Origin of the sequence: Sphingopyxis sp. BSN-002 (genome assembly GCF_022024275.1) — a bacterium.
Taxonomy (GTDB): domain Bacteria; phylum Pseudomonadota; class Alphaproteobacteria; order Sphingomonadales; family Sphingomonadaceae; genus Sphingopyxis.
Genome location: NZ_CP091804.1, coordinates 544,805 through 559,207 on the forward strand (window position 1 = coordinate 544,805; position 14,403 = coordinate 559,207).

Annotated in this window: 12 protein-coding genes; 7 read left to right on the plus strand and 5 right to left on the minus strand. The window is 65.8% G+C overall.

Annotated elements, in window-relative coordinates; genetic code table 11:
• Window positions 1–2: 2 nt before the first annotated feature.
• On the minus strand, window positions 3–1,217 hold the full coding sequence (locus L7H23_RS02815) for a hypothetical protein (protein ID WP_237837848.1): 1,215 nt from the start codon (window positions 1,215–1,217) through the stop codon (window positions 3–5).
• A 382-nt stretch (window positions 1,218–1,599) separates the two neighbouring features.
• Here L7H23_RS02815 and gyrA point away from each other — a divergent pair, with 382 nt between their 5' ends.
• The 4 genes from gyrA (at window position 1,600) to L7H23_RS02835 (ending at window position 9,059) form a co-directional block, all read left to right on the plus strand.
• Window positions 1,600–4,299 (plus strand): DNA gyrase subunit A, encoded by a 2,700-nt coding sequence (gene gyrA, locus L7H23_RS02820; RefSeq protein ID WP_237837849.1) that lies wholly within the window; start codon window positions 1,600–1,602, stop codon window positions 4,297–4,299.
• Window positions 4,296–4,604 carry a DUF952 domain-containing protein gene (locus tag L7H23_RS02825; RefSeq protein ID WP_237837850.1) on the plus strand — a complete coding sequence of 103 codons (309 nt, stop codon included), beginning with the start codon at window positions 4,296–4,298 and terminating at the stop codon, window positions 4,602–4,604. The genes gyrA and L7H23_RS02825 overlap by 4 nt, the downstream gene beginning before the upstream one ends.
• 107 nt (window positions 4,605–4,711) lie before the next feature.
• Window positions 4,712–6,781: an amidohydrolase family protein gene (locus L7H23_RS02830; RefSeq protein WP_237837851.1), complete on the plus strand. Its 2,070-nt coding sequence runs from the start codon at window positions 4,712–4,714 to the stop codon at window positions 6,779–6,781.
• A 121-nt stretch (window positions 6,782–6,902) separates the two neighbouring features.
• Window positions 6,903–9,059, plus strand: coding sequence for an EAL domain-containing protein (locus L7H23_RS02835; RefSeq protein WP_237837852.1), 2,157 nt, complete (start codon window positions 6,903–6,905; stop codon window positions 9,057–9,059).
• A 42-nt stretch (window positions 9,060–9,101) separates the two neighbouring features.
• On the opposite strand, the gene L7H23_RS02840 is transcribed toward L7H23_RS02835, so the two are convergent.
• Together L7H23_RS02840 and L7H23_RS02845 are read right to left on the minus strand one after the other, a co-directional pair.
• On the minus strand, window positions 9,102–9,662 hold the full coding sequence (locus tag L7H23_RS02840; RefSeq protein WP_237837853.1) for a peroxiredoxin: 561 nt from the start codon (window positions 9,660–9,662) through the stop codon (window positions 9,102–9,104).
• A 105-nt stretch (window positions 9,663–9,767) separates the two neighbouring features.
• Window positions 9,768–10,121, minus strand: a complete 354-nt coding sequence (locus tag L7H23_RS02845) for a glycine zipper 2TM domain-containing protein (RefSeq protein ID WP_237837854.1) — start codon at window positions 10,119–10,121, stop codon at window positions 9,768–9,770.
• A gap of 187 nt (window positions 10,122–10,308) precedes the next feature.
• Here L7H23_RS02845 and L7H23_RS02850 point away from each other — a divergent pair, with 187 nt between their 5' ends.
• Together L7H23_RS02850 and L7H23_RS02855 are read left to right on the plus strand one after the other, a co-directional pair.
• Window positions 10,309–11,148: a TauD/TfdA family dioxygenase gene (locus L7H23_RS02850; protein WP_237837855.1), complete on the plus strand. Its 840-nt coding sequence runs from the start codon at window positions 10,309–10,311 to the stop codon at window positions 11,146–11,148.
• A gap of 115 nt (window positions 11,149–11,263) precedes the next feature.
• Window positions 11,264–11,785, plus strand: coding sequence for a hypothetical protein (locus L7H23_RS02855; protein WP_237837856.1), 522 nt, complete (start codon window positions 11,264–11,266; stop codon window positions 11,783–11,785).
• Here L7H23_RS02855 and L7H23_RS02860 read toward each other — a convergent pair.
• The gene (locus L7H23_RS02860) at window positions 11,782–12,444 is read right to left on the minus strand and encodes a lysoplasmalogenase (protein ID WP_237837857.1); all 663 of its coding nucleotides are present in this window, start codon (window positions 12,442–12,444) and stop codon (window positions 11,782–11,784) included. The two genes, L7H23_RS02855 and L7H23_RS02860, sit on opposite strands and share 4 nt — an antisense overlap.
• Window positions 12,445–12,519: 75 nt before the next feature.
• On the opposite strand from L7H23_RS02860, the gene trmFO reads away from it, so the two are divergent.
• Window positions 12,520–13,866: a methylenetetrahydrofolate--tRNA-(uracil(54)-C(5))-methyltransferase (FADH(2)-oxidizing) TrmFO gene (trmFO, locus tag L7H23_RS02865; protein WP_237837858.1), complete on the plus strand. Its 1,347-nt coding sequence runs from the start codon at window positions 12,520–12,522 to the stop codon at window positions 13,864–13,866.
• On the opposite strand, the gene L7H23_RS02870 is transcribed toward trmFO, so the two are convergent.
• On the minus strand, window positions 13,863–14,330 hold the full coding sequence (locus tag L7H23_RS02870; RefSeq protein WP_237837859.1) for an EF-hand domain-containing protein: 468 nt from the start codon (window positions 14,328–14,330) through the stop codon (window positions 13,863–13,865). The genes trmFO and L7H23_RS02870 overlap by 4 nt on opposite strands.
• Window positions 14,331–14,403 lie beyond the last annotated feature (73 nt).

Below are 14,403 nucleotides of genomic sequence, written 5' to 3' on the forward strand. Positions count from 1 at the left end.
TTTTAACGTGTTTCGGGCCGCCGCGCGAGCCGCAACCACAGCAATATCTGCAGCAGCGCCAGAAGCGGCAGGATCGCAAACATCAGCGTGGACAGGCCAAAAATCAACGCGGGCGCGAGCAATATCCAGGCCTGATCGGTATCGGGAAGCAGCCAATGAAAGCGTCGCTTGTCGCCCGCGTCCTCATAAAGCCAGCGTGCAAGCAGGATCGCGGCCGCAAGGCACGGCGCGAGCGCCGCTTCTGAAAAGCGCGGCATCAGATGGTCGGGGCCGCCGAGCGAGACGAGCCAGGGATAAACGCCGAGGACGAGCCATCCGAAGGTCCGGATCACGTCGCGCACGCGGTCCTGCGCCGCACTTTCCGCGCGGAAGGCCGACAGGAAGCGCATGGCGGCGAGGCAAAGTCCGCCGAGGATCGAGACGAGCGCCCCTGCCGCAGCCAATCCGCTCGCCGCCAGCACAGCAACCGAAACCCATAAAATCGCCGTGACATAGGGTAGATAGCGTGCGGTCTTCGGCGACCTTACAAGCAAGGGCCCTGCGAGGCGGACCAGCGGCATCATCACCGCCGACCGCCCGAGCCCCATCCCGCCATATTCGACCTGCTGCAGGCTCGACTGCTCGATCAACGCCGCAGTCGGCCGATCGGCGACGATCGCGATCTCGCCCTGTTCGAACAGGGCGGGTTCACAATAGAGCCGCCGCGCGCCCGATTGCACCGCCATACGCAGCAAGGTGAGCATCATGTCCCATTCGCCGGGCATCGCGGCGAGTTCGGCGACCATCGGCTGCGAGATTGCGGCGAGCCCGCCCCAGCGCCGCGTCGCGTCGATCCGCTCGAACCCCTGCGTCAGCACGGTGTCGCCGGTGACGAGGATCGCAGGCGATCCCGGTTTGGCGATAGCGCCGTAGTGCGTACCGCCGGCGCGCAGGCCGTCAGCGACAAGGATGATCCGGTCATCGGGCTCGACAAGGGCAACGAGGTCCGACGCCTCGCGTACCGGCGTCACTTTCATGCCCCGGCGGCGGATGCGATCGCAGGTGGCGATCAGTTCCGCCGGAACCGTTGCGACGGCAACCGCAACATGCGTCACGCCGACGTCGGCAAGCCGCGCCGCCTGCCGCTCGATCAGGGTCTCGCCCGCCACCGTGACGAGCGCACGCAAGCTGCCATCGGGCAGCGCTTCGCTGGCACCGACCAGCGCGATCAGGGCCACTGGCGCCCCCCAGGCAGGCTCTTGGTCATCGCGGTGCAGCTTTAGGGTGGAAGCCGCAATTGGCAAGCGGCTTCCACGGCCGATCGCCTGCGTTTGCCGGCGCAAGCCGGCGCTCGTGGATCGTGGCTCCCGCCGGCCGATCCATCCACCGGAGAGCATATCCGGACGACGGCCTGCGGGCGCATTCGATCGGCCGCCATGACGTCATCATAATCCGTTGGAATATTTTCATTTTTATTGCCCTAGACCCTTTGCGGGAGCGGACAAAAAATATGATTGAAACCGACCGAATCGCTGGCCTTTCCCGCCCCCATCGGCTAGGCCGGAACCATCTCCCGATAAGCAGAAAAAAGGCCGGGTCTTGACCGAAGAAAATACGCCTATGCAGCCGTCCGACGACGGCGTTTCGCCGATCAATATCGTCGATGAAATGAAGACCTCATACCTCGATTACGCGATGAGCGTGATCGTCAGCCGCGCGCTGCCCGACGTCCGTGACGGCCTGAAGCCGGTGCATCGCCGTATCCTCTACGCGGCGCAGGAAGGCGGCTTCGTTCCCGGCCGCCCGTACAAGAAATCGGCGAAGATCGTCGGGGACGTGATGGGTAACTATCACCCCCACGGCGACAGCGCGATCTACGATGCCCTCGCACGCATGACGCAGGACTGGTCGCTGCGCGTTCCGCTGATCGACGGTCAGGGCAATTTCGGCTCGATGGACCCCGATCCGCCGGCATCGATGCGGTATACGGAGGCGCGCCTCGCGAAGACCGCAATGGTGCTGCTGAACGACCTCGACAAGGATACGGTCGATTTCCAGCCCAACTATGACGCGAGCCGCGACGAGCCCACCGTGCTCCCGGCGCGCTTCCCGAACCTGCTCGTCAACGGCGCGGGCGGCATCGCGGTCGGCATGGCCACGAACATCCCGCCCCACAATCTCGGCGAAGTCATCGACGCGACGCTCGCGACGATCGAAAATCCCGCGATCACGCTCGAAGATCTGATGGCGATCGTCCCCGGGCCCGACTTCCCGACCGGCGCGCTGATGCTCGGCCAGGGTGGCGCGCGTAACGCCTATCTGACGGGTCGCGGCTCGATCATGATGCGTGCGACGCATATTATCGAAGAAGGCAGGAACGACCGGCAATCGATTGTTCTGACGTCGATTCCCTATCAGGTCGGCAAATCGGGGCTCGTCGAGAAGATCGCCGAGGCGGCGCGCGACAAGCGGATCGAGGGCGTTGCCGACATCCGCGACGAATCGAACCGTGAAGGCGTCCGCGTCGTTATCGAACTGAAGCGCGACGCAACCGCCGAGGTCGTGCTCAACCAGCTCTGGCGCCACACGCCGGCGCAGTCGAGCTTCCCCGCGAACATGCTGGCGATCCGCGGCGGCCGCCCCGAAATGCTCGGACTGAAGGATATCCTGACATCCTTCATCGCCTTTCGCGAAGAGGTCATCACCCGACGCTGCAAGTTCGAACTCGCAAAGGCCCGCGACCGGGCACATATCTTGCTCGGTCTCGTCGTCGCGGTCTCGAACCTCGACGAAGTCGTTCGCATCATCCGCGGCTCGGCTAGCCCGGCGCTCGCCCGCGAGGCGCTGCTCGCGCGTGAATGGCCGATCGGCGAGATCGCACCTTACATCCGTCTCGTCGAGGCGATCGAGGGCGAAATGGAGGAAAGCGCCACCTATCGCCTGTCCGAAGTGCAGGTGAAGGCGATCCTCGATCTTCGCCTCCACCGCCTGACCGCGCTCGGCCGCGATGAAATCGGCAAGGAACTTGGTGAGTTGGCTACCGAGATTGAGGAATTGCTTTCGATCCTCGCCGACCGCGAAAAACTCTATGCCGTCATGCGCGAGGAGCTTGTCGCGGTGCGCGACGAATTCGCGTCTCCCCGCAAGACGCTCGTCGCCCCCGCCGCCGACGGCATCGACGACGAAGATCTGATCGAGCGCGAGGAGATGGTCGTCACCGTTACCCTCGACGGCTATATCAAGCGCACCCCGCTCGACACCTTCCGCGCCCAGCGCCGCGGAGGCAAGGGCCGCGCCGGCATGGCGACCAAGGACGAGGATGTCGTTACCGAGCTGTTCGTCACCTCGACGCACACGCCGGTGCTGTTCTTCTCGACCGCGGGCAAGGTCTATCGCATGAAGGTGTGGCGCCTGCCCGAGGGCGGGCCCGCCACGCGCGGCCGCCCGATGATCAACCTGCTGCCGCTCGCACAGGGCGAGACGATCTCGACCGTGCTCCCGTTGCCCGAGGACGAGGGCGAATGGGGTAAGCTGCACGTCATGTTTGCAACCGCAAAGGGCAATGTGCGTCGTAACAGCATGGACGCCTTCACCAACGTGCCCTCGAACGGCAAGATCGCGATGAAGTTCGAGGGCGAGGACGAGGACGACCGGCTGATCGGCGTCGCGCTGCTCGACGAAAGCGACGATGTCCTGCTCGCCACCCGCCAGGGCAAGGCGATCCGCTTCGCCGGCGACGACGTCCGCGAATTCCAGAGCCGCAACTCGACCGGCGTCCGCGGCATGCGCCTCGCCGACGGCGACGAAGTCATCTCGCTGTCGATCCTGCACCGCGTCGGAACCACCATGGAGGAGCGCGAAGCCTATCTGCGCGCCGCGCCGTGGAAGGACAACGAGAACGAGCCGACGCTTGACGGCGACCGCATGGCCGAACTTGCCGCCAGCGAGCAGTTCATCCTGACGGTTTGCGCGAACGGCTATGGCAAGCTGTCGTCGGCCTATGAATATCGCCGCACCGGCCGCGGCGGCCAGGGGATCACCAACATCGACAACATCGCCCGCAACGGCCTTGTCGTCGCGAGTTTCCCTGCAACCAAGGCGCATCAGCTGATGCTGGTCACCGACCAGGCCAAGCTGATCCGCATGGGGCTCGATTCGATGCGCGTCATCGGCCGCGGCAGCGCGGGCGTGCGCCTGTTCGATGTCGCGAACGACGAGCATGTCGTTTCGGCGGCGCTGATCGAGGACAGCGACGAAGAAGAAGCCGACGGCACGGAAATCGCGCCCGAAGCCCCTGCGACGGAAGCCCCCTCCGAATGACGCCCTCGACGGCCTTCAAGGTGCTCACCGCACAACAATGGGCCGATTTCGAGCGCGAACGCGTGTTCCGTGGCGCACCGGTGGATATCGCCGACGGCTATATCCACCTGTCGACGGCGGAACAGCTCGAGGCGACCATCGCCAAATATTTCGCGGGCCAAAGCGGCCTGATGATCGCCGAGGTGGACCTCATCTGCCTCGGCGATGCGATCCGCTGGGAGCCCGCGCGCGGCGGCGACCTGTTCCCGCACATCTATGCCGAGCTCCCGATCCACGCGGTGGTGAGCCTGCAACGGCGCGACTAACACGCCGGTCGAACGCCGACCGGCGTTGGTCGCTTCTTGCTTCGCGCCGTCAAATCCTCTTACCACGGTCGCGCTTCGCGGCCGTCCGCGTTCAGGGGAGATTGACGATGCGCCTGTTTTTGCTTGCCGCCCTGCTGGCCTCGGCCGCACCCGCCGCCGTGCATGCACATGAAGAGCCCGCTCCCGTGGCGCAATCCAAACCCGTTCCCAAGGATGAACTGCTGAAGCCTCCCGCTGACGCGGTTCATTATGTCGTCGTCTCCGAATCGGGCAAGCATGGCGACCAGTGGCGCTGGCAGCTTGCCGATGGCCGCACCGCCTATCGCTGGTCGCAAGAGCTGCGCGGCTGGATCACCGAGATGGATCAGGTCACCACCTTCGGTCCCGGCGGCACGATCGCGGCAACAACCATGCGCGGGGTCACACCCTCGGGCGACGCCGCCGAGGACTATCGGGTCGCGGATGGCCGCGCGAGCTGGAATACGGCCACCGACACGGGCGAGGCGGCCGCTGGCGGCTGGTACATCCCTGCCGGCGGCGTCGGCATCGCCAACGCGCCGATGATCGACGCGCTCGCCGCCGCGGGCGATGCGGGGATCGCTTTTCTGCCAAGCGGCCGGGGCCGGATGACCTTTGGCCCGACCGAGGTCATTCAGGGGCCCGGCGGACCCAAGACGGTCCAGCTTGCCTTCATCAGCGGTATTCTGCCCTCGCCGCTCCCCGTCTGGCTCGACGAAAACAAGCGCTATTTCGCCGACATCAGCTTCATCTCGGTGATCCCTGCAGGCTATGAGGGTGTGCTCAAACAGCTCAAGGCCGTTCAGGACAAGGCCACAGCGGATGCCGTTGCCGGCATCGCGAAGCGCTTCCTGTCTGATGCAGCGAAAGCCCCCGTGCTGATCGACAACGTCCAGCTGTTCGACGCCGACAAGGGCGTGTTCCTCGCGAACCGCGCGGTCCTCGCCAGAGACGGCAAGATCGCCGCCATCGGTGCCGCGGGCTCGCTGAAAGCCCCCGCCGGCGCGCAAGTCATCGACGGACGCGGCAAGACGCTCGTACCGGGCATCTGGGACAGCCATCTCCACATCGGCGACGATTGGGACGTGCTGTCGAACATGGCGAACGGGATCACCAGCTTCCGCAGCCCCGGAACCAACCTCGACCGCGCGGTCGAGGCGACCAAGCGCCGCGCCGATCACAGCCTGCTGATGGGCGAACCTTTCATCTCGGTCATCGTCGACAAGAAGGATCCGCTCTCGGCGCAGGGCGCCGAGGTCGTCAGCAGCGCCGAGGAAGCGATCGCCGCAGTGCGCCGGATCAAGGCGGCGGGGCTGTGGGGCGTCAAATTCTACACGTCGATGAACCCGGCGTGGATTGCCCCCGCCGCGGCCGAAGCCCACCGCCTCGGCCTCCATGTTCATGGCCATGTGCCCGCCGGGATGAAGCCCAGCGAGGCGGTGACCGCAGGCTATGACGAACTCACCCACCTCAATTTCGTCGCGATGGAAGCAATGCCGCGCGAGGTGATCGACAAGGCGAACACACGGGCACGAGTCGAGGGACCGGCGCGTTACTTCAAGGATGTCGACCTCGACGGGCCGCTCATGTCGGGCTTCGTCGCCGACCTTGCGAAGAAGAAGACCATCGTCGACCCGACGATCGTGATCTTCGAAGGCATGCTGACGCAGGACGGCGGCAAGGCCCAGCCCGCCTATGCTCCCTATATGGGCATCATCTCGCCCGTCCTCGAACGTTCGACCTTCACCGCGGCGGGCTATCCGCTGGTCGATGGCCTGACGCGCGACGACTATCGCAAGAGCTATGCGAAGATGGTCGATCTCGTCGGCCGCCTGCACAAGGCGGGCGTGCCGATCGTCGCAGGCACCGACGGCTGGGGGATCGAACTGATCCGCGAGCTCGAAATCTATCGCCAGGCGGGCTTCACCCCCGCCGAGGCAATCCAGAGCGCGACGATCGTCCCCGCACGCGTTGTCGGCGCCGACAAGCGCACCGGCTCGATCGCCGTCGGCAAGGAGGCCGACATGGTGCTCGTCGACGGCGACCCCTCGACCGACCTCGGCGCACTGCGCCGCGTCGTGACGGTGATCAGCGACGGCTATGTCATGGATGCCGACGAGTTGCGGAAAGCGGCCGGGTACAGCGGCCGCCCGAAATAGTCGGCGGCGGTTTGAAACCGATACGGAGCAATTGACACCAATCTGGCAGTTTAACTCCGGACAGACCTGCCGTTACTCCATATTCTAGGGGGATGGCGCGAGGTTCGATGTGAAGTGTCCGGTGCGGTCAGACGATGAGGCGGGGCGCCTTGCGGCGCTCGCCGAATATGGGATCGACGAGCGCGAGGGACTGCCGAGCCTGCAGCCGATCGTCGAGATGGCCGTTCGCATGTTCGATTGCCCCGCCGCCGCGGTGAACATGATCGGCGACGACCATGTCTTTCTGGCTGCGAACGAAGGAGTTCGCGACTGCGACATGTCGCGCGACGTCAGCTTCTGCGCCCATGCGATCAACCAGGACGGCGTCATGGTCGTCGAAGATGCCGCCCACGATCCGCGCTTTCACGACAACCCGCTCGTCAAGGCCGGCCTGATCCGCTTCTACGCGGGCGTCGCGCTGAAATCGCCTTCGGGGCACGCCCTTGGAGCGCTCTGTGTGCTCGACGGCGAACCCCACGCGACGTTCGCGACAGAGGACCGGCGTCGCCTGATGGATCTCGCCTCGCTCGTCTCGGACAAGCTGGAACTCCGCCGTCTGGAGACCCAGGCAGCCGCGAAACCCAGCCGCTTCGAGGCAAGCGCCGCGACCTCGCCGAACGCCGTGATCTGCTTTGGTACCGATGCACGGATCACGGCGTGGAATGCCGCCGCCGCAGCCATGTTCGGCCATGCGGAAGCCACGATGATTGGCGAACCGATCGACCGGATTATCGACGCGCGCGACCATCCGCTCGTCCATGCCGCGATCGCGCGGGTGCTCGGCGGCGGCACGCCGCTGACCGAAGCAACCCCTCTGACTGGCGTTCGCGCATCGGGCGACCGCTTTCCCGGCGAGATTCACTGGTCGCACTGGCACGAAAACGGCAAGATGCACTTCGGCACGATCGTTCGCGATATGACCGAAGTGCGCCGCGAGCATGACGCGCTCTATCGCCTCGCAAACTATGACAGCCTGACCGGCCTTCCGAACCGTAACCTGCTGCGGACCCGGCTCGCCGAAACCATCGGCGCGGGAATTCCGCTTGCGATCCTCGTTACCGATCTTGGCGGGTTCGCCGACATCAATAATACGCTGGGCCATGCCGCCGGCGATGCGGTTCTCTCCGAAATCGGCGATCGGCTGAGCGCGATCGGCGGCGGGCTCGACCTCGTCGCTCGGATCGGCGGCGCCGCCTTCGCGTTCGTGGCCGAAGGGCGCAATCCGCTCGCGCTCGACGCGCTCGCCAGCCGGATACTCGCAGCGATCGCCGAGCCTATCCACGTCGACGGACAGGAGGTCCGACTGGCCGGAAACGTCGGGATCGCCGCTGCGCCCGCGCACGGCGCGAGCGACGCCGAACTGATCGGCAGCGCCGAGCTGGCGCTCTTCCAAGCGCGCCAGCGCGGGCCCGGCACATCGTTCCACTTCATCCCGAATCTCCGCGCCGAAGCGGTCGCACGGCGCATGTACGACGCCGAGCTTCACCACGCGTTCGAGCGCGAGGAGTTTTGCCTCTTCTACCAGCCGCAGGTCCGTCTTGCTGACCATGGGCTTGCCGGCGCCGAGGCGCTCATCCGCTGGAAGCATCCGACGCGCGGATTGTTGCCACCTTCGGCCTTTCTCCCCGCGCTCGACGCGGGCGTGCTGGCCGCGCCGGTCGGAACATGGGTGATCGAGACCGCGTGTGCGCAAGCGGCCGCGTGGCGCCGGCTCGCTCCCGCTTTCCGGATGGGAGTCAATCTTTCGTCCGCGCAGTTCCGGCGTGGCGATCTGGTGAAGGTCGTCGATACGGCATTGCGGCGCCACGGGATCGCGCCCGAGACGCTTGAACTGGAGATCACCGAAAACATCCTGCTCCATGACGAGGATGATGTGATCGCGCATCTTGAGGCTCTGCGCGAACGCGGGGTCGCCTTGTCCTTCGACGACTTCGGGACCGGCTTCGCGTCGCTGAACCTGCTCCGCGTGGTGCCGGTGACGCACATCAAGATCGACAAGAGCTTCACCTTCCTCATGCGCAGTTCGGAACGCGACCGTGTCATCGTCACCGGGCTTGTGGAAATGGCGCGCCGGCTGGGAATCGGGGTCATCGCCGAAGGCGTCGAGGATGAAGACGATGCCGCCTTTCTCCGCTCCTATGGTTGCGACGAAGGACAGGGCTATTGGTTCGGCGAGCCCGTTCCGGCAGCGATCTTCGAGGAGCTTTATCTGGGCAAGCGCATGGCCTCGGCCGTCTGATAGGCCAGGGATAACCGCCTTGTCCTCCCGCGGGGGCCCGAATTAGCGGCGCTTGGCGTTCCAGGCGCGAACCGCAGCCATCGTCTTTTCGATATGTGCCTGCGGCTTGCTGTCGGTGTAGCTCAGCAGGATCGTCCCGTTCGGGGCGATGACATAGGATGTGCGATTGGAAAGCGGCTTGCCGTCGGGCCCCTGCATTGTCGCGTCATATTTCGCCGCGGTCTTCGCGCCAGGATCGGCCGCGACGGCGAACTTGTCGCGGCATTCGGAGCGCGAGAATTCGGCGACGCGGTGGATATTGCCCGCGGTCACGCCGATCACGCGCGCGCCGAGTTGATTGAACTGGCCGTTCGCCTCCGCGAACAGATGCGCCTCGACCGTACAGCCGGGGGTAAAGGCGGCGGGAAAGAAATAGAGCACCACCGGCCCGTTCCGCAGCGTCTGCTTCAGCGACAGGCTGAATTCCTTGCCGCCCTGCGCGGCATTCAGCGTGAAGTCGGGAGCCTTGGTGCCCTGCTTAAGAGCAGCGACGCCCTGTGCAGGCAAAATGGCCAGCGACAGGCCAAGGCCGAACGACATCGTGATTTTCGTCAGGGTTTTCATCGGCGGACTCCGGAGCGAAGCGCAAGGGCGCCTCGCTCCGGCATCTCTACCGCGATATCCGCCGACACGGCATAAAAATGTGCGGCGACGGATCCGGTCAGCGGATCAGCAGCGGCGGCCGCCGCGATCGATCTCGCGCCCGATCAGCGCACCGGCAGCGCCGCCGATGATCGTTCCCGGAACGCGGTCGCCATAGCGATCGACCTCGCGGCCGAGCAGCGCACCCGCGGCGCCCCCGACGATCAGGCCCGTCGTGCCGCTGCCGCGGCGGCAATAATAGCGGCGGTCGCGATAGTCGCTGCGGCGATGATCGCGATAATAATCGCGCCGATAGTCGCGGCGGTCGCTGTAGCGGTCATGATCGCGGTGGCTGTAATGGCCGTGGCGATGATGGCGATCGCGCGCATCGGCTTCGGCGGGCAGCGCCGCAACGGCACTCGCGCCAATCAGCACGGTCAACGCCAGTTTCCTGAAAAATAGCATCTGTCGTCTCCAATGGTCCCCGCGAAGCAGATTAGGAGTCGAAAGATGGCGCCCCGCTGAATTCCCCCTGCCCCGGCCCGGCGCCCGCATCGGCTCGGCGAGCTTTCGGGGCGGCCCGTCGCGCGCGATTGACCCGGCGCCGCAATCGGCGCAGCATCGCGCCATGATCACCATCACCCCCAGCGGTCAGGCTTGCGGCGCACGCGTGACCGGCGTCGACTTCACGCAGCCGCTCGATGCCGAAACGGTCGCCGAAATCCGCGCCGCTTGGCTCGATCATCACGTCCTTGCCTTCCCCGACCAGAAGATGAGTGCGGGCGATCTCGAACGCTTCACCGGCTATTTCGGCGGTTTCGGGGACGATCCCTTTATCCGGCCCATCCCCGGGCACGAGCATATCATTGCGGTGAAGCGCAAGGCCGACGAGACCGCGCCGCTGTTCGCCGAGAACTGGCACAGCGACTGGAGTTTTCAGGAGCGTCCGCCCGCGGGCACCTGCCTCTTCGGCATCACCATCCCGCCCGTCGGCGGGAACACCGAATTTTCGAACCAGCACGCCGCGCTCGACGCAATGCCCGCCGAGCTGCGCGCGCGCGTAGACGGGCTGCAGGCGGTCCACAGTGCCCGCAACGGCTACGCCCCCACGGGCATGTATGGGGCGAACGATCAGGGTCGCAGCATGGACATCCGCTCGGACGAAAAGGCGCTCGAAACGCAGCGCCATCCCTTCGTCCGCGAGCATCCCGAAACCGGCCGCAAGGGCCTCTTCGGCTGCGCCGGCTATATCATCGGCTTCGACGGCCTCGACGATAGCGAGGCGCTGCCCCTCCTCTACGATCTCATCCAGTGGCAGGGACGCGAAGAGTTCCGCTATAGCCACGCCTGGGAGCCAGACATGCTCGTCATGTGGGACAACCGTTCGGTGCTTCACCGCGCGACCGGCGGCTACGATGGCCACGACCGCCTGCTCCACCGCACGACCATCGCGGCATGGGATGGTTGACCGCCAAACTCTTCCAAAGACATGAAATATCGGCACGGGCTGTGATCGCCGACATTGTCATGCATGCGGATGCGGAGGTAGCCGGAGCCTGCCCCCCATACGAAAGCGATCTGCCATGCGCCTTGCCGCCCTCCTTCTCCTTCCCTTCGGCGCCTTGCTGACCGGCGGTGCCGCGCCCGAACGTACGCGCACGCCTTTCGACGGCGCATGGATGAACTGCGAGAGCTATCAAGGCGCGAACATCTGTTCCTACACGCTGATGGTGCAGGCAGGCACGCGCGTCTGCGGCGTCCAGCGCGATTTCGCGACCAACGCCTATTATACACAGCGCTTCGTCGCGACTGCCGAAGGCAAGAGCGCGCGCATCGACAGGATCTGCGGCGATCCTGGTTCCGAAACCGACACATATTGCGCCGGCCGTGCGCCCGCCGGCGTCGAAAAGACGGGGTGGGGAGCTTCGAACCGGACGCTCCACGCCTGCGGCAACCACCTCTACGGCGCCGACGATGGCGAAGCCTTCTCCTGCGCCGCCGCGCGGCCCGAGGCTGGATTGCCGAAAGTCCGAACCCTCTCGAACGAAGGCCCCGAGGCCGACGACGAGGCGTGGCTGGTGTCGTGCGCCGCCGGTAGGGACTAGGTTTTCGCTTCTTTTGCCAGGGTGCTGACCACGCCCCACGCGATCAGCGCCTGCCCGCCAAAATAGAGCGGCCAGACAAGCCACATCGTGACATCCTTGCTGAGCACGGCCCCCTCGCCCGCAAATATGAACAGGTCGCTCGCAAGGAACATCATCGCGCCGATGCCGGTGCGATAGCGCGGAAAGCGGCTCGTCCACGCGGCGGCCGCCATCGCGGCAACGAACAGCGAATAGACCGCTGCGTGCCACCAGCCGGGCTGAGGACTGAGCATGCCCCAGACGATCGCCAGCGTCGCGGGCATCGTCAGCCAGCCCAGCAGGCGCTGCGACGGCGTCATCTGCGCGCGGCGGTTCATGAGGTACAGGGTAATCGCGATGATGTGCCCCACCGCGAACGCCGACGCGCCGGCGATCAGCCCTTTCGCATCGAGCAGCCAGTCGCCGAGCGCTCCGAAGCCGAGCACCGCAGCGATCAGCCAGCCGTTCCGTTCGCGCGCATTCGCCGCCGCCCAGACCGCGAGCAGACCGACGCCGCTCGTCTTCCACGCCCAGATCGCCGGGCCGTCAAGCCGCTGGAGCACAGCGACGAAGAAGCTGATCCCGCCCAGCAGCGCCAGCCACCAAAGCCACCGCGCGCGATCCCAGCCTGCTTCACTCATGCTCCGCCCCTTTGCATCTTGTCTCCAACCGGCCTAGTGCGCGGCTCCACAAGTACAAGTCAACGGATAGCGTAAATGAGCCACGACATTCACATCATCGGCGGCGGCCTCGCCGGCTCCGAGGCAGCATGGCAGCTCGCCGAGGCCGGCTATCGCGTCCGCCTGTCCGAAATGCGCGGCGGGGGCGACATGACCCCTGCGCATCAGGGCGAGACGCTCGCCGAGATGGTCTGCTCGAACAGCTTCCGCAGCGACGACGGCGACAGCAACGCGGTCGGCTTGCTCCACCGCGAGATGCGGACGCTCGGCTCGATCATCATGCGCGAGGCCGACGCCACCAAAGTCCCCGCAGGCTCGGCGCTCGCCGTCGACCGCGACCTCTTCTCGGGCGGCGTCACCAGGGCGCTGTCAGAGCATCCCAACGTCACCATCGTACGCGAACGCATCGACACGCTGCCGGGCGAGGGCATGACCATCGTCGCCACCGGTCCGCTGACCGCCGCATCGCTCGCCGAGAGCATCGGCGCCGCTACGGGCAAGGATGCGCTCGCCTTCTTCGATGCGATCGCCCCCATCGTCTACCGCGACAGCATCGATATGGACGTCGCATGGATGGCGAGCCGCTGGGACAAGGTCGGGCCGATCGGCGACGGCAAGGACTATATCAACTGCCCGATGGACAAGGATCAGTATCACGCCTTTGTCCAGGGGCTGGTCGACGGCGACAAGACCGACTTCAAGGACTGGGAAAAGGACACGCCCTATTTCGAGGGCTGCATGCCGATCGAGGTGATGGCCGAACGCGGCCCCGAAACGCTGCGCTTCGGTCCGATGAAGGGCGTCGGCCTCGACAACCCGCGCACCGGGCGCTGGCCCTATGCCGTCGTCCAGCTCCGGCAGGACAATGCGCTCGGCACGCTGTGGAACATGGTCGGCTTCCAGACCAAGCTGAAGCACGCTGCGCAGGTCGAGCTGTTCCGCACCATCCCCGGCCTCGAAAAGGCCGAGTTCGCACGCCTCGGCGGCCTTCACCGCAACAGCTTCATCCGCTCGCCCGAATTGCTCGACGGCCAGCTTCGCCTGAAGTCCGCGCCGCACATCCGCTTCGCCGGCCAGATCACCGGCTGCGAAGGCTATGTCGAAAGCGCCGCGATCGGCCTCGTCGCCGCACGCTTCGCGATCGCCGAACTCGGCGGCCGCACGCTGCCCCCGCCCCCGCCCGAAACCGCGCTCGGCGCGCTGCTCGGCCACATCACCGGTGGCGCCGACGCCTCATCCTATCAGCCGATGAACGTCAACTTCGGCCTCTTCCCGCCGCTTGCAGAGGATGTGCGCAAGAAGGACCGCAAGCTCGGCTATACCCAGCGCGCGGGTCAGGCGCTGGCCGAATGGATGAAGCAGGCCGAGGGCGTCGCAGCCTAACAGCTGCACTTCACCTTCACCGGTCGCTTCGGCGCCGTCGTCGCGAACTCGACGCGCGTCAGATCGCCCGATCTGTCCTTGTCTGCCCCGGCAAAGCGTTCGCCCGTCGCTGCAGCCCACTCCTCGAAGGTCAGCAGATTGTTGCCGTCCTTGTCGAGCTTGCGGAACGCGGCGGTCCGCGCCGACATCAGCTCGACGCGGCTGATCCGGTCGTTGCGGTCGCGGTCAAACCGGTTGAAGCGCCGTTCCTCGCGCGAGGCCTCTTTCGCGGCGGGCAAGGCTGGGGGTGCCGGCCCACGCTTCGGGGCGTTCGCGCCCGCGACCGGGATCGCTGCAAGTGCTGGCGGAGGCTCGGGCAGAGCCTCGTCCTCGGCATCCTGACTGTACGCCTGCCACAGGAAAACGCCGCCGGTGAGCAGCAGCGCGCTCGCCAAACCGCCGATCAGGAATCTGGAAACCGCCATATGCCTCTCCCGTCGAGGAGAGCTTGCTAGCATGCTCCGGCACGGCGCGACAGAAAACGCCACCGGAATGGTC

Excerpts from the sequence above, each read along its gene's own strand:
- L7H23_RS02855 (WP_237837856.1), top strand. The coding sequence starts at position 11,264 with ATGCGCCTTGCCGCCCTCCTTCTCCTTCCCTTCGGCGCCTTGCTGACC.
- gyrA (WP_237837849.1), top strand. The coding sequence starts at position 1,600 with ATGCAGCCGTCCGACGACGGCGTTTCGCCGATCAATATCGTCGATGAA.
- L7H23_RS02840 (WP_237837853.1), bottom strand. The coding sequence starts at position 9,662 with ATGAAAACCCTGACGAAAATCACGATGTCGTTCGGCCTTGGCCTGTCG.
- L7H23_RS02825 (WP_237837850.1), top strand. The coding sequence starts at position 4,296 with ATGACGCCCTCGACGGCCTTCAAGGTGCTCACCGCACAACAATGGGCC.
- L7H23_RS02850 (WP_237837855.1), top strand. The coding sequence starts at position 10,309 with ATGATCACCATCACCCCCAGCGGTCAGGCTTGCGGCGCACGCGTGACC.
- trmFO (WP_237837858.1), top strand. The coding sequence starts at position 12,520 with ATGAGCCACGACATTCACATCATCGGCGGCGGCCTCGCCGGCTCCGAG.
- L7H23_RS02860 (WP_237837857.1), bottom strand. The coding sequence starts at position 12,444 with ATGAGTGAAGCAGGCTGGGATCGCGCGCGGTGGCTTTGGTGGCTGGCG.
- L7H23_RS02870 (WP_237837859.1), bottom strand. The coding sequence starts at position 14,330 with ATGGCGGTTTCCAGATTCCTGATCGGCGGTTTGGCGAGCGCGCTGCTG.
- L7H23_RS02830 (WP_237837851.1), top strand. The coding sequence starts at position 4,712 with ATGCGCCTGTTTTTGCTTGCCGCCCTGCTGGCCTCGGCCGCACCCGCC.